Consider the following 19,779-nt stretch of genomic DNA (forward strand, 5'->3'; position numbering starts at 1 on the left):
GCGGGGCCCGGAACTCAGTGCAGGGGCAGGGCTCCCAGCCGGGCGAGCGCGTCGCGCACGCCGGCGACGCCGTCGCCCCGCAGCGCGTCGCGCGCCTCGTCGACGTCGGCACCGGCGAGCAGCATGACGAGCGCGACGTGCACCTCGCCGTCCGCGGTGTGCAGCACCTCCTCGCACGCCTCGGGCTCGAGCCCGGTCGCCTGGACGAGCATGCGCACGATGCGGGCGCGCAGCTTCTGGTTGGTGGGGCGCACGTCGATCATGAGGTTCGAGTACGTCTTGCCGAGCCGGATCATCGTCGCAGTCGAGAACGTGTTGAGCACGAGCTTCTGCGCGGTCGCGGCCTTCATGCGCGTCGATCCCGTGACGACCTCCGGCCCGGTGTCCACGAGGATCGCGACGTCCACGCCGTGCGCGAGCGTCGCGTGCGGGTTGGCCGACACGAGCACGGTCCGGGCGCTGCGCTCCCGCGCGACGTCGAGGGCACCGCGCACGTACGGGGTGCGGCCGCTCGCGGCGAGACCCACCACGACGTCGTGCGGGCCGACGGCGTCGACGTCGCGCCGACCCAGCTCGACGTCGTCCTCGGCGCCCTCGACCGCGAGCATCATGGCCCCGACCCCGCCCGCGAGGTGCGCGACGAACCACTCCTCCCCCACGCCGTAGGTCGGCAGCAGCTCGACCGCGTCGAGCACGCCGAGCCGTCCCGACGTCCCGGAGCCCACGTAGTGCACGCGTCCGCCGGCTCGCAGCGCCTCGACCGCGAGGTCGACCGCCTCGGCGATCCGGTCCTGCTGCGCTCGCACCGCGTCCGCGACCGTCGCGTCCTCGTCCGTGATGCGGCGCACGACGTCCGCCGTCGGCAGCAGGTCGACGTCCGTGGTGCGGGGGTTGCGCTCCTCGGTCGGCGACGCGAGGCGCAGCAGGTCGTGCCAGTCCTCCGTGGTCGTCGTGGGGTCGGTCATCGGGTGCTTCCCTTCGTCGGTCCCGGCGTCGGGCCCGGATCCCGCGGGACGAGCCCCCGCGGCGAGCTGGTGAGGACCATCCGGCGCACGGGCGTCGTCGCGGCGGGCCACGGCAGCGGTCCCGCGGGCGTGAGCGAACCCAGCACGACGGCGCGCCGCGCCCCGGTCGCCCGACGCCGGTGCTCACCCTGCGCGGTGCCGGGCAGTCCGTGCGCGGAGAGGAACCCGAGCAGCGCGAAGAGGTAGGCCTCCTTGGCGTCGACCGGCAGGCCGAGCTCGTCCGACGTCACGACGGCGCACCCGGGGTGGACGCGCCGGTCGAGCGCGGCCCGCAGCCGCTCCACCAGCACGGGGTTGCGCGCGCCGCCGCCAGAGACGACGACGCGGCGCACGTCGCGGCCTGCGAGCGCGTCGGCGACGCTCGCGGCCGTGAGCTCGGTGATCGTCGCGACGAGGTCCGGCCCCGTGAGATCGGGCCGCACCGCGGCGAGGCGACGCCGGACGTACGTGGCGTCGAAGAGCTCTCGACCCGTGGACTTCGGCGCGGGCGCGGAGAAGTACGGGTCGTCGAGCAGCGCCGCGAGCGCGACCTCGTCGACCGTGCCCTGCGCCGCGAGCGCGCCGTCGCGGTCGTACGCGAGCCGGCCGTCGGTGAGCTCGGCGACGGCGACGTCGAGCAGGCAGTTGCCGGGGCCGGTGTCCCAGCCGGTGACCGGGTCGTCGACCCGTCCGACGAGCGTGACGTTCGCGATGCCGCCGACGTTGAGCGCCGCCGTGAGTCCGTCGTCCGGCGCGGCGGGGTCGCTCCCGAGCCACAGCGCGTCGAGCACGCTGACGAGCGGGGCGCCGTGACCGCCGGCCGCGACGTCGGCGACGCGGAAGTCGCTGACCACCGGCCGCTTGACGTGCTCGGCGATCCAGGCGGCGCTGCCGAGCTGGAGCGTCCCGCGCGTCCTCGCCCCGACGACCCAGTGGTAGATCGTCTGCCCGTGGGAGGCGACGAGGTCGGCGTCCCCGCCCGCGACGTCGTCGATCGCGCGACGCCCGGCGCGCCCGAGCTCCTGGCCGATGAGCGTGTCGAGCTGTGCGACCTCCGCGACGTCGACCGCGGCGGGCGGGAGCGCCTTGAGGATCCGCTCGCGCAGCGCCGCCGGCCAGGCGTACTCGGTGTGGCCGAGCGGCCGCATCCGCAGCACGCCGTCGGGGGCGAGCGAGAGGTCGGCGGCGGCGGCGTCGATGGCGTCGACCGACGTGCCGGAGGACAGACCGAGGACGATCACGGGGTCACCTCCGCGTCGGGGCGGTCGGCCACGTCGCGGGGTCCGGCTCCGACGAGGAGCCCGACGGCGGCCCGTGCGTTCGCGCGTCCGGTCCCGCACGCGACGACCACCGCGGCGGGCATGGTGCCGCCCGCTCCGGGGGGGCTGAACCACTGCTCGGCGGCGCCCGGGAACCCGGTGTGCACGACGACCAGGTCCGGCCGCGCCGCGAGGAGCGCGTCGAGGCGCGCGCGCTCGCGCGAGCCCGGCACGGGCTCGCGCGTGAGGACCACGAGCGGCCGGTCGGAGGCGGTGACGTCGGCGAGGACGCGCGACCACGCGTCGTCGCCCGCGGGCCTCAGGTGCCGCACGACGCCCGGGGTGAACGCCTCGTCCAGCGCGCGCTGCACGTGCTGCGCGGTGCGGCCTGCGGCGTGGTCGAAGCGCAGGCGCAGGTCGACGACGTCGGGCACGCCTGTCAGCGGGAGCGGCGGCGGTCCGCTCGGGGTCGGCCCGGTCGCGCGCGCTCCGTGCTGCCCCGTCGCGACGCCGGAGTCATGCACCGCGAGGACGTGGACGGCACGAGCGGCGGCGTCCGCCCCCACGCTCTCGAGGTCCGCGAGCGCCGCGAGGGCCGCCTCGGGCGAGCAGACCTCGCCGGACGCTGCCTGGCGCGTCCGGATCGCGGCGAGGGCCCCGGCGGTGCGCGCCGCGGACGCCCGCAGCCGGTCGAGCGTCACGCGGCCGGAGGCGACCGCGCGGACGAGGGCGTCCTGCGCCTGCCGGAACAGCGTCTCGTCGTCGCGGCCCACCGTGGTCCCGAGGCAGAGCAGGTCGGCGCCGCCCTCGATCGCGCGGACGGCGACCTCGCCCGCGTCGTGCGGTGCGCCCGCGTACGCCGCGAGGGCTCCCATGTCGAGCGCGTCGGTGACGATCGGGCCGTCGAACCCCAGCGAGCGGGCGAGCTGCGCCACGGCGGGCTCGATCGTCCCGGGCAGCGCGCCGAGGGCCGGGACGACGAGGTGCGCGGTCATGACCGCGTCGAGCCGCTCCTCGGGTGCGGCGGCGGCCCCGACGGTCGCCGCGAACGGCGGCAGGTCGCGGGCGTGGAGCTCGTCGAGGCTCGCGTCGACGACCGGGAGGGACAGGTGGGAGTCGACGTTCGTCGCACCGTGACCGGGGAAGTGCTTGCCGCACGCCCCGACTCCGCCGGCGTGCAGGCCCCGGACGAAGGCGGCGCCGTGCCGCGCGACGAGCGTCGGGTCCGCGCCGAACGAGCGCACGCCGATCACCGGGTTGTCCGGGTCGGAGTTCACGTCCAGGTCGGGCGCGAGGTCGAGGTCGACGCCCGTCGCGGTGAGCAGGCGTCCGAGCGCCCGGCCGACCGTCTCCGTGAGCGTGACGTCGTCGACGACACCGAGCGCCGCGCTGCCGGGGATCCCGGAGCCTGTCACCGCCTCGAGCCGCGACACGTCGCCACCCTCCTCGTCGACCGCGATCAGCAGGTCGGGCGCGACCTCGCGCAGCCGCGCCGACAGGCGCGCGGTGGTCGCGACGTCGGGCGTGTTGTGCCCGAAGTAGAGCACGCCCGCGAGCCCGTGCCGGGCGGCGCCGAGCAGCCACGCCGGTGGTTCGTCGGTGCCCGTGAATCCCGGCAGGAGGACACCGTTCACGGCGCGCAGCACGTCCTCGGACGCGGTCGCGGCGCTCATCCCTTCACCGACCCGGCGGTGAGGCCCGACGACAGGTTGCGCTGGACGAGCACGAAGAAGATCAGCACGGGGAGCGTGATGATCGTCGACGCGGCCATGACCGCGCCCCAGTCGGTGGTGTTCTCGCCGAAGAACTTCTGCAGGCCGATCGGCACCGTGTACTTGCTCGACTGCTGCAGGAACGTCAGCGCGAAGATGAACTCGTTCCACGCGGTGATGAAGGAGAAGACGCTCGTCGCGACGACGCCGGGGGCGACGAGCGGCACGAGGATCCTCCAGAACATCCGGCCCCACGACGCGCCGTCGAGGTACGCGGCCTCCTCGAGCTCGACCGGCACCGCCGCGACGAACCCGCGCAGCGTCCAGATCGCGAAGGGCAGCGCGAACGCCAGGTAGACGACCGTCAGCCCGAGCAGCGAGTTCAGCATGTTGAGGGTGCGCATCTGGAGGAACAGCGGGATGACGAGCGCCTCGAGCGGCACCATCTGCACCATGAGGATGAGGACGAGCATCGACCGGCGGAACCGGAAGCGGAAGCGGCTGACCGCGACGGCCGCGAGCAGCGCGATGATCGACGACGCGAGCACCGTGCCGACGGCGACGAGCACCGAGTTGCGCAGGTACTGGCCGAAGCCGCCGTCGTCGATCACCGTGAGGAAGTTGTCCCACGTGACGCCCGCCGGCAGCAGCCGGGCGCCGCGCGTCGCGGCCTCGGGGTCGATCGCGGACGAGAACATCCAGTACGCCGGGAACAGCGAGAACAGCAGCAGCGCGACCATGCCGGCGGTCTTCGCCGCGGCGGACCCGGGCCGGCGGCGGTGCGCGCGCAGGACCTGCGCCTCGCGGTCGAGGGTCGGGGCGCTCACAGCTCCTCCTCCTTGAACAGGGTGCGCAGGTACACGAGCGTGATGCCGAGCAGGATGAGGGTGAGGAGCACGGCGATCGCCGAGCCCATGCCGTACTTGCCCTGCGCGAACGACTCGATGTACGACCACACGCCGAGGTTGAACACGTCCTTGTTGCCGCCGTTGCCGCCGGGCATCAGATAGATCTGCGTGAAGACCTTGAAGTCCCAGATGGTCGACAGGATCGTCACGACCGCGAACACCGGGCGCAGGATCGGCGCGGTGATGGACCAGAAGCGGCGCCACGCCGACGCACCGTCGACCTTGGCGGCCTCGTGCAGCTCGTGCGGGATGGTCATGAGGCCGGCGAGCACGGTGATCGCGACGAACGGGAAGCCGTGGTGCACGACGTTGAGCGTCGCGATCGCGTAGAACGACAGCCGCTCGGTGAACCAGTTCACCGTCCCGGGCTCGATCGCGCCGACGCCCTCGAGGACGGAGGCGACGAGGCCGTTGAGCGGGTCGAAGATCCAGATCCACACGTACGTGCCCGTGATGGCGGGCACGGCCCAGGCGACCATGATCGCCGTCGCGCCGAGACCCCTCCACACCGGTCCCAGGGTGTTGAGGAACAGCGCCACCGCCGTGCCGAGCACCACGGTGAGCACGACGCACGCGAGCGCGAAGAGCACGGTGTTCGGCAGGACGACGGTCCACAGGTAGCTGTCGCCGAGGATGTCGGCGTAGTTCTGCAGCCCGATCCAGTTCGACTCGCCGCTCGCGATCTGCCGCAGCCCGTAGTCCTGCAGGGACAGCAGGACGACCCGCACGAGCGGCCACAGGAGCAGCACGCCGAGCACCACGAGCGCCGGGCCGAGCAGCAGCCAGGGCCGCAGCGCGGACCGGTGCCCGCGCCCTGGTCGGCGGCGGGGAGGGTAGGTCGGGGTGGTGGCCGACGGCGCCGGGGTCCCCGGTCCTGCGGGGTCCACGGAGGCGCCGGGAGCGGCTCTCAGGTCTGCCATGGTCGTCCTTGCGTGTCGTGCGGGGCGCGGCGGCCGTGCGGAGGGTTGCCGGCGAGACGACGGGCGCCGGGTCGCGGGATGGCCGCGGCCCGGCGCCGGTCGCGCCCGGTCAGGAACCGAACGTCTCGTCCATGTCGGCGGCGGCGGTGTCGGCCGCCTCCTGGACGCTCGCACTGCCGGAGAGGATCGACTGGAGCATCGTCTCCAGCGTCTTCTTGCCCTGGATCTGCCCGTACAGCGGCGTCACCGGCACGGAGCGGCCGGCCTCGACCATCTGCTCGGCGAACGGCGCCACCAGCGGGTCGTCCTCCTCGATGACCTTCTCGAGGAGCGACGTCTGGCCCGGGAAGTAGCCGGACTGCTGCCCCCACTCCTCCGCGAGCTCGCCCGTCGTCATCATCTCGACGAACTCCCAGGCGAGGTCCTGCTTGTCGCTCTCGGCGAAGACGCCGAGGTGCGAGCCGCCGAGGAAGGAGTCGGACAGACCGTCGGTCTGGCCGGGGATCGGGAAGGCGCCGATCTTGCCCTCCATGTCGGGGACGTCGGCGACGATCTTCCCCGGGGTCCACGAGCCGGAGATCATCATGCCGACCTGGCCCTGCTCGAACGCGGCGAGGAGGTCCGTCTCCTTCCACGTCGTCGCGGCGGCCGTCGAGAAGCCGTGCTCCGTCGCGAGGCCGGTGTAGAACTCGAGCCCTTCGACCGACTCCGGGGAGCTGATCTCCGAGGTCCAGGTGTCGCCGTCCTGCGTCGCGAGGTCGCCGCCGGCGCCCCAGATGAACGGCATCGCGCCGTACTGGCTGTCACCCGCGACGGGGAACGGGATGATCTCCGGGTTCGCGGCCTTGAGCGCGTCGGCCGCCGCGACGAGCTCGTCCCACGAGGTCGGGGGCTCGATGCCCGCGGCCTCGAACAGGTCGGTGCGGTAGACGATCGACCGGACGCCCGCGTACCACGGCATGCCGTAGATCCCGCCGTCCAGGGTCGCCGACTCGACGAGCCCCGGGACGAGGTCCTCCTCGAGCCCGGCCTCCGAGATCTTGTCGGTGAGGTCCGTGAGCGCACCGACCTCGGCGAACTCGCCGGTCCACGTGGTGCCGACCTCGGCGACGTCGGGCGTGGTGCCGCCCGCGATGGAGGTCGTGAACTTGTCGTGGGCGCTGGCCCACGGCTGGAACTCGATCTGGAGGTCGGCGCCGGTCTCTTCCTTGAAAGCGGTCGTCACCTCGTCGAAGAACGCGTCGGCGTCCGGGTTGGTGCCCTCCATGATCCAGACGGTGAGGGTCTCGCCCGTGTAGTCGCCGGAGCCGGAGTCCGCGGAGCTGTCCGCGTCACCGCCGCCGTCCGACCCGCCGCACGCGGTCAGCCCGAGTGCGAGGAGGAGGGTGCCCGTGACGGCCACCGTGCTGCGTCGCTGCATGCTGTGACACTTCCTTTCTGGTCGGCCGCTGGGGGGACGGCCGGGTCGTGTGCCCAGATGTGCCGCGCGCTGCCGAGACGGCCGGCGCGGCGTGAAACTTACTTCCACCAGTGGACGTATGCGTGAAGATTACTGCCACCGCGGCGCGAACGGAAGCACGGAGCGCAGATGTTGCGCGATCTTGACCATCGCTGGCCCCCCGAGGCGCTCCCTGCCGCGGCGCTGCGGCGTGGCGGGCACCGGAAGCGCGTCAGGGGACGCGCGAGGTCCACTCCGGCGTCGAGAACTTCGACCGCGCGAGCTCCTCGGCCTGTGCGCGCTCCTCGGGCGTGACCTTGCCCTCGACCGTGCGGTAGCGCGAGCGGAAGTGCGCCTTGAACGCCTCGATGACGTCCACGCGCGCCATGCCCGTCTGCGAGCGCACGGGGTCGACCCGCTTGTTCGCGCTCTTCGTGCCCTTGTCCGACAGCTTCTCGCGCCCGATGCGGAGCACCTCGGTCATCTTGTCGGCGTCGATGTCGTACGCCATCGTCACGTGGTGGAGCACCGCTCCCCCGCGCAGGCGCTTCTGTGCCGCCCCGGCGATCTTGCCCGCCGGCGACGCGATGTCGTTGAGCGGCTTGTACGTCGCCTCCACGCCGACGTCGGCGAGCGCGCCGAGCACCCAGTCGTCGAGGAACGCGTACGACCGCTCGAAGCTCAGCCCCTCGACGAGCGATGCCGGCACGTACAGCGAGTACGTGATCGTGTTGCCGGGCTCGACGAACATCGCCCCGCCGCCCGAGATCCGGCGCACCACCGTGACGCCGTGCCGCGCCGCCCCTTCCAGGTCGACCTCGTTGCGCAGCGACTGGAACGACCCGATGATCACGGCGGGCGACGCCCACTCCCAGATCCGCAGGGTCGGCCCGCGCCGGCCGGCGTCCAGCTCCTCGGTGAGCACCTGGTCGAGCGCGAGGTGCATCGCCGGGGACTCGGGCCCCTCGTGGATCACCTCGAACTCGTGGTCGTGCCACCCCGTCGCGTGACCGAGCGCCCGACGCACCGCGATCGCGACGGCCTCGGGCGAGAACCCGACCATCGTCACGCCGTCGCCGAGCACGCCCTGGACGGCGTTCGCCAGCTGCGCCACGGTCGCCGACTCCGGCATCCCGGTCAGCGCGCCGTCGATGTCCTCGAGCGCGTCGTCGGGCTCGAGGAAGAAGTCGCCGCTCACCGCGACACGGGCGAGCCGCCCCTCCTCTACCTCGACGTCGACCGCTACGAGCTTGCCACCGGGGACCTTGTACTCACCACGCACCCGCCCAGCCTAAGCCCGGCCCGACAGACCCGGCCGCCCGACGTCGGGCCCGACGCGGTACGACCTCTCGCACCACGGCTCTACCTCGCACACCACGGCACTACTTCGCGGACCACGGTTCTATCTCGCGAGACAAGGTGACGGACGAGCGGGCGGGCCGGAGGGGGCGGGGTCGCGGGTCGTGGTGGGTCTGGCGGGAGGCCGCGAGGCACGAGCGGCCGGATGGTAGACCCGCGACCCCGCCCGCGGACGCCCGCCCGCGAAAGCCCGCCCGCGAACCCTCACGGCAGTGAGCTCAGCGGGGCTCGACCCCCGCGTGCACGAGCCCGAAGATCGCCGAGTCCGTCAACGCCTCCCACGCCGCCTCGATGAGGTTCGGGCCGACCCCGACGGTGGACCACGACGACGCGCCGTCGGTCGTCTCGATGAGCACCCGCGTGATCGCGTCGGTGCCCTGCTCGGTGTCGAGGATCCGGACCTTGAAGTCGATGAGCTCGAACGCCTCGATCTCGGGGTAGACGCGCGTGAGTGCGAGGCGCAGCGCGTGGTCGAGCGCGTTGACAGGGCCGTTGCCCTCGCCGGTCGTGACGATGCGTTCACCGCCGGCGTGCAGCTTGACGGTCGCCTCGGCGGTGGCCTCGGTGCCGCGCGACCCGGTGCGCTCGATGATCGTGCGCCAGCTCTCGACGCGGAAGTACCCGGGGCGCTCTCCCGTCATCTCCTCGCGGAGCAGCAGCTCGAACGACGCGTCGGCGGCCTCGTAGGTGTAGCCGTTCGCCTCGTCGTCCTTGACGCGGTGGGTCACGCGCGTGAGGAGCTCGCTCTGACCCGAGAGGTCGAACCCGAGCTCGCGGCCCTTGAGCTCGATGGACGCACGGCCGGCCATGTCGGAGACGAGCATGCGGATGTCGTTGCCGACGGCCGTCGGGTCGATGTGCTGGTAGAGGTCCGGGTCGACCTTGATGGCGCTCGCGTGCAGCCCGGCCTTGTGCGCGAACGCGCTCGCGCCGACGTACGGCTGGCGCGCGTAGGGCGAGATGTTGGTGATCTCCGAGACGGCGTGCGCGATGCGTGTCGCCTCCTCGAGCCCGTCGCCGGAGAGGGTGCGCAGCCCGTGCTTGAGCTCGAGGTTCGCGACGACGGTCAGCAGGTCGACGTTCCCGGTGCGCTCGCCGTAGCCGTTGACGGTTCCCTGGACGTGCGCGGCGCCTGCCTCGACGGCGGCGAGGGTGTTCCCGACGGCGCAGCCCGAGTCGTTGTGCGCGTGCATCCCGAGCAGCGGGTCTCCCGGGAGCGCGTCCTGCCCGTGCACGAGCCCGACGGCGTCGCGCAGCTCCGTGACGATCTCGCCGACCCAGGTGGGCAGCATGCCGCCGTTGGTGTCGCACAGGGCGACCACCTCGGCGCCGGCGTCGAACGCCGCCTGCACGGCGGCGCGCGTGAAGGCAGGGTCGTGGCGGTAGCCGTCGAAGAAGTGCTCGGCGTCCACGACGACGCGGCGCCCCTCCCCCACGAGGAAGGACACGGTGTCGGTGATCATCGCGAGCCCCTCGTCGGGCGTCGTGCGCAGGGCGCGCTCGACGTGCCGGACGTCGGACTTGGCGACGAGCGTGACGACCGGCGCCTCGGAGTCGAGCAGGGCCCGGACCTGCGGGTCGTCCCACGCGCGAAGGCCCGCCTTGCGCGTCGCGCCGAAGGCGGCCAGCACCGCGTGCTTCAGGTGCAGCTCCTTGGCGGCACGGCGGAAGAACTCGGTGTCCTTGGGCACGGCACCGGGCCAGCCGCCCTCGACGAACCCGACCCCGAGCTCGTCGAGCAGGGGCGCGATCGCCAGCTTGTCCGCGACGGAGAGGTTCATGCCCTCCTGCTGCGCGCCGTCGCGCAGGGTCGTGTCGTAGACGTGGAAGACCCGGGGGCTGCGAGGGTCGGTCCCGGGGGTCGTCACCGAGGTCATGGTGCTTCTTCCTGCCGTTCGTCGGGTGGTGCCGTGCGCTCCCGCTCCCAGGAGGCCGGGTCGAGCCCTCGTGAGGCGACGGGCCCGGCGTTCCGCGTCGTCGGGCGGGGGTGGTGCCCGACAACAAAAAGACCCCCCGAGGGTGCGGGAGGTCTGCGCGTCCGGTGGGTGCTACCGGACGCGCTACTCGATAATGAGCTGGGAGACGAGATGTGTCACAGGGCACATCGTGCCACAGTCCGACAGGATGGACGAGAGCGTCCACCCACTGGGCAGGCCCGTGCAGCGGGCGCGGCTCGGGTGCACGCGACGCGACCGACGGAGGAGTGACGATGAGCGACCCGACACCCGGGTACGACCCGCAGAACCCCCAGACCCGCCGCTACGGCCAACCGCCGGTCCCGCCCGCCGGCGCTGCGCCGGGCCAGCCTCCCGCGCTGCCGCCGACGCACGACCCCCGCGCAGACTTTCCGGAGCCGCAGCGCACCGTGAGCCCCGCCGACCCGCGCCTGACCGTCGAGGCCGGACGCTTCTGGGCGGGTGCGGCCGCGACGGCCCTGGTCGCCGCGCTCATCGGGCTGATCGGCGTCATCGTGTTCGAGCGCATCTTCACGATCGAGCTCGTCCCGCCGCCCGACCTCTTCGCGACCGGCTCCCAGCAGGCCGCGTGGGCGATCGACGGCGCGATCCTCGCGATCCTCGCGGCAGGGCTGCTCCACCTGCTCATCCTCAGCACGCCGCGCCCGCGCGCCTTCTTCGGCTGGATCATGGCGCTCGTCATCGTCGTGATCGCCGTCCTGCCGTTCGCGTGGACGGACGACATGACCGCCGCGGCGCTCTCCGGGCTCATCAACCTTCTCATCGGGATCGCGGTGTGGTCGCTGCTGGCCGGTGTCGCCGGCCGCACCATCGTCCGGCGCCCGGCCGTCTGACCCGCTCCCCCGTGCCCGACGCCGGGGCGCGTCTCCCGGCGGGAGGTGCGCCCCGGCGTCGGGCACGAGCGGGAAGAGGACTCAGGCGAGGCGGCGCAGCCAGCCGTGCCGGTCGGCGGAGCGGCCCGTCTGGATGTCCGTGAGCTCGGTGCGGATCGCCATGGTCAGCTGACCGGCCCCGCCGTCGGCGATGGTCTCGTCGAAGTCGGACCCGGCGAGACGGCCGATCGGCGTGATGACCGCCGCCGTGCCGCACGCGAACACCTCGGTGACGGATCCGTCGCGGATCCCGTCGAGGAGCTCGGCCAGCGGGATGCGGCGCTCGACGACCTCATGGCCGCGGTCCGTGAGGAGCTGGATGATCGACGAGCGCGTCACGCCCTCGAGGATCGAGCCGCTGAGCTCGGGCGTCTCCACGGAACCGTCGGCCCGCACGACGAACACGTTCATGCCGCCGAGCTCCTCGAGGAACGTGCGAGTGCTCGCGTCGAGGAAGCACACCTGCTCGCACCCGTGCTGCTGCGCGACCACCTGCGGCAGGAGGCTCGACGCGTAGTTCCCGCCGCACTTCGCGGCTCCCGTGCCGCCGGCGCCGGCGCGGCTGTACTCGCGGTCGACCCAGATCGACACGGGCTTGACGCCGCCCGAGAAGTAGGGCCCGACGGGCGACGCGATGACGAGGTACTCGGCCTCGAGCGAAGGCCGCACGCCGAGGAACGCCTCCGACGCGTACATGAACGGCCGCAGGTACAGGCTCGCCTCCTCGCCCGTGGGCACCCAGTCGACGTCGGTGCGCACGAGCGCGGTGACGGACCCGACGAAGTCGTCCACGGACAGGGCGGGCAGCGCCAGGCGGTGCGCCGATCGCGCAAACCGGGCGGCGTTCGCCTCCGGACGGAAGGTCCACACGGAGCCGTCGGCGTGCCGGTACGCCTTCATGCCCTCGAAGATCTCCTGCCCGTAGTGCAGGACGGCCGTCGCCGGGTCGATCTGCAGCGGCCCGTACTTCTCGATGCGCCGGTCGACCCACCCGTCGGTCGAGTTCCAGCTGATCCGCGCCATGTGGTCGGTGAAGACCGTGCCGAACTTCGGGGCCGCGATCGCGGCCTCGCGCTCGGCGGGCGGACGGGGTGCGTCCGAGGGGCGCACGTCGAACAGGGCGATGAGGTCCTCCGTCGAGGAGGACGGCTGGTGCTGCGCTGCAAGCGGGGTGCTCATCATGAGGCCTTTCACCTGGCGACCCGGGTGGTCTCCGCCTAGTTTTCCACGACCGCTCGCCCTCTGCGGGCAGCACGACGTCGGGACGGCGTCACCGGGTCAGAACGGGAGGGGTTCCGGTCCGGGGTGACGACGACCGAGGCGTAGAGCCGGGGCCTGCCGGTGCCGGAGCACCGGTCGAGGTCTCAGCCGGCGACGCGAGCGGCGAGCTCGCGGCCCACCTCGGCCGTCGAGCGTACTCGGCCGTCGCGCTCGGCGAGGTCGGCCGCGACGGCCGCCTCGACGCGCTGCGCCTCGTCGCTGAGACCGAGGTGGTCGAGCAGCAGCGCGACGGACAGCACCGTCGCGGTGGGGTCCGCCTTGCCCTGGCCCGCGATGTCCGGCGCGGAGCCGTGGACCGGCTCGAACATCGACGGCGCGGTGCGGTCCGGGTTGATGTTCGCGGACGCCGCGAGACCGATGCCGCCGGTGATCGCCGCGGCCTGGTCGGTGAGGATGTCGCCGAACAGGTTGTCCGTGACGATCACGTCGAACCGCGACGGGTTCGTCGTGAGGAATATGGTCGCGGCGTCGACGTGCAGGTAGTCGGTCGTCACGTCGGGGAAGTCGGCGTTCACGGCCTCGACGGTGCGGCGCCACAGGTGGCCCGCGTGCACGAGGACGTTGTGCTTGTGCACGAGCGTCAGGTGCTTGCGCGGACGGGCCTGGGCGCGGGCGAACGCGTCACGCACGACGCGCTCGACGCCGAACGCGGTGTTGACGGACACCTCGGTCGCGATCTCGTGGGGCGTCCCGGTGCGCAGCGCGCCGCCGTTCCCGACGTACGGGCCCTCGGTCCCCTCGCGCACGACGACGAAGTCGATCTCGCCCGGGTCGGCCAGCGGAGACGTCACGCCGGGGTAGAGCTTGCCCGGGCGCAGGTTGACGTAGTGGTCGAGCGCGAAGCGCAGCTTGAGGAGCAGCCCACGCTCGAGGACGCCGGACGGCACGCTCGGGTCACCGATCGCGCCGAGCAGGATCGCGTCGTGCCCGCGGATCGCCTCGAGGTCGCCGTCGGTCAGGGTCTCCCCCGTCGCGTGCCAGCGCCGCGCACCCAGGTCGAAGGGCGTCGTCGTGACCTTCACGTCCGTACCGGTGAGGACGGACTCGAGCACGGCGAGGCCCTGCTCGACGACCTCGGTCCCGATGCCGTCGCCGGCGACGACTGCCAGATCAATGGTGCGCGTCATGCCCTCGACCCTACGCCGCCAGCCACCCCTCGGGACGCCGGTCTCACGTCTCGGACGGCCTCGGTCGCCCTCCGGCTCGCGCGCGACCGGCTGTGGGAGTTGCGCAAGAAGGCTCCCAGGGGGCACGGTGAGGAAACTTTCCTAATTCCCGTTCGAAGGACGACCGATGACCGTTCCCTCCGCGTCGAGGATCCCCGGGACGCCAGGGCTGCTGCGGACGATCAACGACCGTGCGGCGCTCGAGCTCCTCCTCGACGAAGGGCCCATGACGCGCTCCCGGATCGGCGACCGCACCGGCGTCTCGCGACCGACCGCCTCCCAGATCGTCGCACGGCTCGAGGAGTCGGGCCTCATCGAGGCGACGGGCGTGGTCCAGGGGGCGCGCGGACCGCAGGCCGTCACCTACGCGGCACGCACCGACGTCGTGGTCGGGCTCGCTCTGGACGTCCTGCCCGGCGGAGTCCGGGCCAGCGTCGTGGACGCCCTGGGCCGTCCGCTCGGCGACACCGACGTCCGGTCCGGTCCGGACCGGACCGCGCTCGACGACGTCCGCACCGCACGGCGCGACGCGTGTGCCGCCGCGGGTGTCCCCCAGGAACGCGTCGCGTGCGTCGTCGTCGGCGTGCAAGCAGCGCCCGACCCGCGCAGCGGGGACCTCGCCCTCGTCGGCGAGCTGCCCGGCTGGCCGCGGCACGGGCTGCGCGCCCACCTCGAGAACGCGCTCGGCGTCTCGTTCCGCATCGAGAACGACGTCAACCTCGCCGCCATCGCCGAGCGCGACGCCGGGCGCGAGGACGCCACCTTCAGCCTGCTGTGGCTGGGAGAGGGCATCGGCCTCGGGTCCTGGGTCGACGGCCGGGTCCACCGGGGGACGGCGGGCGGCGCGGGCGAGATCGGCTACCTGCCCGTGCCGGCGCACCACATCGACGACTCGGTGAACGCCCAGGACCTCGTCGGTGGCCTGCGGATCGCCGAGATCGCCGCGCGTGCGGGCCTCCCCGGCGTCGGCGACGCCACGCCCTACGACACGGTGGTCGACGTCCTCGCCCGGCACGTCGGGACACCGGAGACGGACCGCTTCGTCGCCGACCTCGCACGGCGCGTGGCGGTCGTCCTGCAGCCGGTGGTCGCGATCCTCGAGCCCGACACCGTGGTCCTGGGCGGTCCGACCGGTGTCGCAGGGGGCGCGGCGCTCGCGGAGGAGACCGCGCGCCTCCTGCGCACGACCGACCAGGCCACCGGATCGATCGTCACGAGCGCCGTGCCCGAGCTGGCCGTCCTGCGGGGCGCACGCTCCGTCGTCGCGCAGGACGTGCGGGCGCGCCTGCTCGCCGCGGCGGGCCGGCCCGGGCACGCGCCCGCAGCCATGCCCACCGTCTCGGGGTAGTCCTCCGCCTAGCGCGGGTAGCGCAGCTCGAACCGCTCGCACACCACGGGCATGTCCTCGGGCACGTCACGCTCGAGGACTCGCTCGAAGTAGCGGCGGTGCCCCTCGCGCCACGCCTCCAGCGACCCGTCGTCCTCGCCCTCGGCCAGCGCGAAGTCCGCGTCGACGTCACCGAACGGCACGACGTCGACCGTCGTCGTCCGGATGAGCGCCCGCGGGTGCCCCGCGCCGTCGAGGAGGATCGACAGCTCGCCCTTCTCCGGGACGGGCGTCTCGTCGTCGTACTCCCACAGCGACGACGACGTCGCGGTCTTCGCACCGGAGAGGACGGCCGCGAGCAGCGAGTCGGCGAGGTCCGGGTTGTCACCGAACGACCAGGCCGCCGGCGGCATGCTCTCCGTCACGCCCTGACCGACCACGACGCCGATCTTGCCGAGACCCGCGCTCGGTCGCGCGACCTCCCAGAAGGCGAGGATCTCCTGCGCCTGCTCGTCGGTCGCGCCGACGAGCTCGACCGGCTCCGCCGCCTCCGGCCCGGCCCCGTTCTCGTCGTCTGCCATCGGTTCCCCCGTCGCTGCCGTCATGCCCTCATCCTGTCCCACCGCACGCCGAAGCGCCCCGACCACCGCCCCGTTCGCCCGGATCGTGTCGCCGACCCGGCCACGAGAGGTCGCCGTCATGACGACGTCTCGGACACCTCGGAGACCGGTGGACCAGGTGAGGTGCACGCACAGGGGTGGGTGACCCCTGTCGCGCGATCGTGGCGGGTCTGGCGGGAGCGGTGCGAGGGACGAGCACCGCGGATGGTAGATCGCGCGACAGGGGTCACCCACCCCGGAAGGCGAGCGAGAAGAGCTCAGGAAGGGCTCAGCGAGCAGCCGAACCGTCGGTGTAGTCCGCGTCCTGCTGCTTCCACGCGAAGAGCGCACGCAGGTCCTTGCCGACCTTCTCGATCGGGTGCTGGGCACCCTGCTCGCGCAGGCGGTGGAACTCGGGCGCGCCGGCGTCCTGGTCGTCGATGAAGCGCTGCGCGAACGCGCCGGACTGGATGTCGGCGAGGACGGCCTGCATGTTGTCCTTGACGTGCGGGTCGATGACGCGCGGGCCGGAGACGTAGTCGCCGTACTCGGCGGTGTCGGAGACGGACCAGCGCTGCTTGGCGATGCCGCCCTCCCACATGAGGTCCACGATGAGCTTCAGCTCGTGCAGCACCTCGAAGTAGGCGATCTCGGGCTGGTAGCCCGCCTCGGTAAGGGTCTCGAAGCCGTACTGGACGAGCTGCGAGACGCCACCGCACAGGACGGCCTGCTCGCCGAACAGGTCGGTCTCGGTCTCCTCCGTGAAGGTCGTCTTGATGACGCCCGCCCGCGTGCCGCCGATGGCCTTGGCGTAGGACAGCGCGGTCTCCCAGGCGTGGCCCGAGGCGTCCTTCTCGACCGCGATGATGTCGGGGATGCCGCGGCCCGCGACGAACTCACGACGGACCGTGTGGCCCGGCGCCTTCGGCGCGACGAGGATGACGTCGACGCCCTCGGGAGCCTCGATGTAGCCGAAGCGGATGTTGAAGCCGTGCGCGAACGCGAGCGTCTTGCCGGCCGCGAGGTTCGGCTTGATCTCGTCGTTGTAGATCGAGCGCTGGTGCTGGTCCGGCGCGAGGATCATGATGAGGTCGGCCCAGGTGGCCGCCTCGGCGACCGTCTTGACCTCGAAGCCCGCGTCGGTCGCCTTCGCGATCGACTTGGAGCCCTCCTTGAGCGCGATGACCACCTGGACGCCGGAGTCGCGCAGGTTCATCGCGTGCGCGTGTCCCTGACTCCCGTAGCCGACGACCGCGACCTTCTTGCTCTGGATGATGGACAGGTCGGCGTCGTCGTCGTAGAACAGCTCAGCCACGGTGGATCTCCTCGTTCTTCGGTGCGGTGCAGGGTCTGCAGGTCTGATGGGAGGGTAGGTGATGGTCAGGCGGACCGGACGACGCGTTCCAGCGCTCGGTCGGTGATGGAGCGCGCGCCGCGCCCGACGGCGACCGTCCCGGACTTCACGATCTCGCGGACGCCGTAGGGCTCGAGCGCGCCGAGCAGGGCGTCGAGCTTCTCGCCCGTGCCCGTCGCCTCGATCGTCACGGCGTCGGGGACGACGTCGACCACCTTGGCGCGGAACAGGTTGACGACCTCGAGGACGCCGGTGCGGTTCGCGCCGTCGGCACGGACCTTGACGAGCAGGAGCTCGCGCTGCACGGACGCCGCCGCGTCGAGCTCGACGATCTTGATGACGTTGACCAGCTTGTTGAGCTGCTTCGTCACGTGCTCCAGCGGGCGCTCCTCGACGTCGACGACGACGGTGATGCGGGAGATCTCCTCGTGCTCCGTCGGGCCGACGGCGAGCGAGTGGATGTTGAACGCGCGGCGCGCGAACAGGCCGGCGACGCGCGTGAGCACGCCGGGCTTGTTCTCGACCAGCACGGAGAGCGTGTGGCGGGACATGGCTCAGTCCTCCCGGTCCCACGCGGGCGAGATGCCGCGTGCGTATTGGATGTCGTCGTTGCTCACGCCGGCTGCGACCATCGGCCACACCATGGCGTCGCGCGAGACGTTGAAGTCGATGACGACGGGCCGGTCGTCGATCTCCATCGCGCGCCTGATCGCGGCGTCGACGTCGCCCGCCGACTCCACCCGGATGCCCTCGCACCCGTACGCGTCGGCGAGCTTGACGAAGTCGGGCACGCGCGCGGTCCCGTGCCCGGTGTGCAGGTCGGTGTTGGAGTAGCGCTTGTCGTAGAACAGGGTCTGCCACTGGCGCACCATGCCGAGCGAGCTGTTGTTGATCAGCGCGACCTTGATGGGGATCTCGTTGATCGTGCAGGTGGCGAGCTCCTGGTTGGTCATCTGGAAGCAGCCGTCGCCGTCGATCGCCCACACGGTGGCGTCCGGGCGCCCGACCTTGGCACCCATGGCCGCGGGGATCGAGAAGCCCATGGTGCCGAGACCGCCCGAGTTGAGCCACGTGCGCGGGTGCTCGTACCGGATGAACTGCGCGGCCCACATCTGGTGCTGGCCCACGCCGGCGACGTACAGCGCCTCAGGACCGGCGATCTCGCCGAGCCGCGAGATGACGTGCTGGGGCGAGAGGTGGCCGTCGTCGGGCTCGGTGTACCCGAGCGGGTACGTCTCGCGCCAGTCGTCGATCTGGTGCCACCAGGCCGCGAGGTCGGGCTGGCCCTGCGCCGCGTGCTCGCGCTCGAGCTCGGGGACGAGGTCCGCGAGGACCTCCTTGAGGTCGCCCACGATCGGGACGTCCACGTCGCGGTTCTTGCCGATCTCCGCGGGGTCGATGTCGGCGTGCACGATCGCCGCGTGCGGGGCGAAGCTCGACAGCTTGCCCGTCACACGGTCGTCGAAGCGCGCGCCGAGCGCGACGATGAGGTCGGCCTTCTGGAGCGCCGCCACGGCGGGGACGGTGCCGTGCATGCCGGGCATGCCCAGGTTCTGCGGGTGGGTGTCGGGCACCGCGCCGCGCGCCATCAGCGTCGTGACGACCGCTGCGCCGGAGAGGTCGACCAGACGGCGCAGCTCGGCGGTCGCGTTCGCCCGGACCGTCCCGCCCCCCACGTACAGCACGGGGCGCCGTGCGGACGCGAGGAGGCGCGCGGCCTCCTTGATCTGCTTGCTGTGCGGCTTGGTGACCGGGTGGTAGCCGGGCAGGTGGATGTCCTGCGGCCAGGAGAAGGTGGTCTGCGACTGCATGGCGGACTTGGCGATGTCGACCAGCACCGGGCCCGGCCGACCGGTCGAGGCGATGTGGAACGCCTCGGCGATGGTCCGCGGGATCTCGTCGGGGTCGGTGACGAGGAAGTTGTGCTTCGTGATCGGCAGGGTGATGCCGACGATGTCCGCCTCCTGGAAGGCGTCGGTGCCGATGGCCCCCGCGGCGACCTGGCCGGTGATCGCGACGAGCGGGATGGAGTCCATGTTCGCGTCGGCGATGGGCGTCACGAGGTTCGTCGCGCCGGGGCCCGACGTCGCCATGGTGACCCCGACCCTGCCGGTCGCGTGGGCGTACCCCTGGGCCGCGTGCCCGCCGCCCTGCTCGTGCCGCACGAGGATGTGGCGCAGGCGGGTGCTGTCCATGAGGGGGTCGTACGTCGGGAGGATCGCACCACCGGGGATCCCGAAGACGACCTCTGCGCCGACCTCCTCGAGCGAGCGGACGATCGACTGCGCGCCGGTCATCTCCTCGCCGGGCGTCGCCGACCGGGCGGGCCGGACCTGCGCGCGGCGGGTGTCACCGCGCGGGGCGACCGTCGCCGGCGACGGGGCGGGCTTCGGCGTCGCGGCGGGTGCCGTGGCACCCGGTCGCGGGGGTGCCGGGGTAGGACCCTGGGCCATGGTGTCTCCTGCGTGTCTGGCCTCGGCCCGGCGGGCACCCCGTGCGGGGTGCGCCGCCGGTACCGGAGCGGACCGTGGTGGTGCGGTCGTGCTGGTCGCGCGGGACGTCTGCCGGTGGTCGCGGGTCTCGCGGTGCGGCAGTCGCGGTGGC

The 19,779-nt window shown here is 72.6% G+C and carries 16 protein-coding genes; 2 read left to right on the top strand and 14 right to left on the bottom strand.

What is annotated here, in order from left to right:
• Positions 1-14: 14 nt before the first annotated feature.
• The 8 genes from V5D56_RS17185 to cimA all read right to left on the bottom strand — a co-directional run bounded on the left by V5D56_RS17185 (position 15) and on the right by cimA (position 10,477).
• Entirely contained in the window at positions 15-965 is a 951-nt protein-coding gene (locus tag V5D56_RS17185) for an N-acetylmuramic acid 6-phosphate etherase (RefSeq protein WP_435736491.1), read from the bottom strand.
• A complete protein-coding gene (locus V5D56_RS17190) occupies positions 962-2,245 on the bottom strand; it encodes an anhydro-N-acetylmuramic acid kinase (protein ID WP_435736492.1) in 1,284 nt (427 codons plus the stop codon). Before V5D56_RS17190 ends, V5D56_RS17185 begins: the two co-directional genes overlap by 4 nt.
• Positions 2,242-3,936 carry a glycoside hydrolase family 3 N-terminal domain-containing protein gene (locus V5D56_RS17195; RefSeq protein WP_435736493.1) on the bottom strand — a complete coding sequence of 565 codons (1,695 nt, stop codon included), beginning with the start codon at positions 3,934-3,936 and terminating at the stop codon, positions 2,242-2,244. Before V5D56_RS17195 ends, V5D56_RS17190 begins: the two co-directional genes overlap by 4 nt.
• Positions 3,933-4,715 (bottom strand): carbohydrate ABC transporter permease, encoded by a 783-nt coding sequence (locus tag V5D56_RS17200; protein WP_435739065.1) that lies wholly within the window; start codon positions 4,713-4,715, stop codon positions 3,933-3,935. The genes V5D56_RS17195 and V5D56_RS17200 overlap by 4 nt, the downstream gene beginning before the upstream one ends.
• Positions 4,716-4,798: 83 nt before the next feature.
• The gene (locus V5D56_RS17205; RefSeq protein WP_435736494.1) at positions 4,799-5,803 is read right to left on the bottom strand and encodes a carbohydrate ABC transporter permease; all 1,005 of its coding nucleotides are present in this window, start codon (positions 5,801-5,803) and stop codon (positions 4,799-4,801) included.
• Positions 5,804-5,912: 109 nt separating this feature from the next.
• Positions 5,913-7,223: a sugar ABC transporter substrate-binding protein gene (locus V5D56_RS17210; RefSeq protein ID WP_435736495.1), complete on the bottom strand. Its 1,311-nt coding sequence runs from the start codon at positions 7,221-7,223 to the stop codon at positions 5,913-5,915.
• Positions 7,224-7,473: 250 nt separating this feature from the next.
• Positions 7,474-8,523, bottom strand: coding sequence for a lipoate--protein ligase family protein (locus tag V5D56_RS17215; RefSeq protein WP_435736496.1), 1,050 nt, complete (start codon positions 8,521-8,523; stop codon positions 7,474-7,476).
• A gap of 295 nt (positions 8,524-8,818) precedes the next feature.
• A complete protein-coding gene (gene cimA / locus V5D56_RS17220; protein ID WP_435736497.1) occupies positions 8,819-10,477 on the bottom strand; it encodes a citramalate synthase in 1,659 nt (552 codons plus the stop codon).
• 332 nt (positions 10,478-10,809) lie between these two features.
• On the opposite strand from cimA, the gene V5D56_RS17225 reads away from it, so the two are divergent.
• Positions 10,810-11,409 carry a hypothetical protein gene (locus V5D56_RS17225; RefSeq protein WP_435736498.1) on the top strand — a complete coding sequence of 200 codons (600 nt, stop codon included), beginning with the start codon at positions 10,810-10,812 and terminating at the stop codon, positions 11,407-11,409.
• Between the two features lie 81 nt (positions 11,410-11,490).
• Here V5D56_RS17225 and V5D56_RS17230 read toward each other — a convergent pair whose 3' ends face one another.
• Complete coding sequence (locus tag V5D56_RS17230; protein WP_435736499.1) at positions 11,491-12,627, bottom strand: branched-chain amino acid aminotransferase; 1,137 nt, start codon at positions 12,625-12,627, stop codon at positions 11,491-11,493.
• A 185-nt stretch (positions 12,628-12,812) separates the two neighbouring features.
• The gene (locus tag V5D56_RS17235; protein ID WP_435736500.1) at positions 12,813-13,856 is read right to left on the bottom strand and encodes a 3-isopropylmalate dehydrogenase; all 1,044 of its coding nucleotides are present in this window, start codon (positions 13,854-13,856) and stop codon (positions 12,813-12,815) included.
• 166 nt (positions 13,857-14,022) lie between these two features.
• Here V5D56_RS17235 and V5D56_RS17240 point away from each other — a divergent pair, with 166 nt between their 5' ends.
• Complete coding sequence (locus V5D56_RS17240) at positions 14,023-15,243, top strand: ROK family protein (RefSeq protein ID WP_435736501.1); 1,221 nt, start codon at positions 14,023-14,025, stop codon at positions 15,241-15,243.
• Positions 15,244-15,251: 8 nt separating this feature from the next.
• Here V5D56_RS17240 and V5D56_RS17245 read toward each other — a convergent pair whose 3' ends face one another.
• The 4 genes from V5D56_RS17245 to V5D56_RS17260 all read right to left on the bottom strand — a co-directional run bounded on the left by V5D56_RS17245 (position 15,252) and on the right by V5D56_RS17260 (position 19,628).
• Positions 15,252-15,827 carry an ASCH domain-containing protein gene (locus tag V5D56_RS17245; protein WP_435736502.1) on the bottom strand — a complete coding sequence of 192 codons (576 nt, stop codon included), beginning with the start codon at positions 15,825-15,827 and terminating at the stop codon, positions 15,252-15,254.
• A gap of 283 nt (positions 15,828-16,110) precedes the next feature.
• A complete protein-coding gene (gene ilvC / locus V5D56_RS17250; RefSeq protein WP_435736503.1) occupies positions 16,111-17,136 on the bottom strand; it encodes a ketol-acid reductoisomerase in 1,026 nt (341 codons plus the stop codon).
• Positions 17,137-17,201: 65 nt separating this feature from the next.
• Positions 17,202-17,726, bottom strand: coding sequence for an acetolactate synthase small subunit (ilvN, locus tag V5D56_RS17255; protein ID WP_251151781.1), 525 nt, complete (start codon positions 17,724-17,726; stop codon positions 17,202-17,204).
• A 3-nt stretch (positions 17,727-17,729) separates the two neighbouring features.
• Positions 17,730-19,628, bottom strand: a complete 1,899-nt coding sequence (locus V5D56_RS17260) for an acetolactate synthase large subunit (protein ID WP_435736504.1) — start codon at positions 19,626-19,628, stop codon at positions 17,730-17,732.
• Positions 19,629-19,779 lie beyond the last annotated feature (151 nt).

It is taken from the genome of Cellulosimicrobium sp. PMB13 (assembly GCF_051294865.1).
Lineage (GTDB): Bacteria > Actinomycetota > Actinomycetes > Actinomycetales > Cellulomonadaceae > Cellulosimicrobium.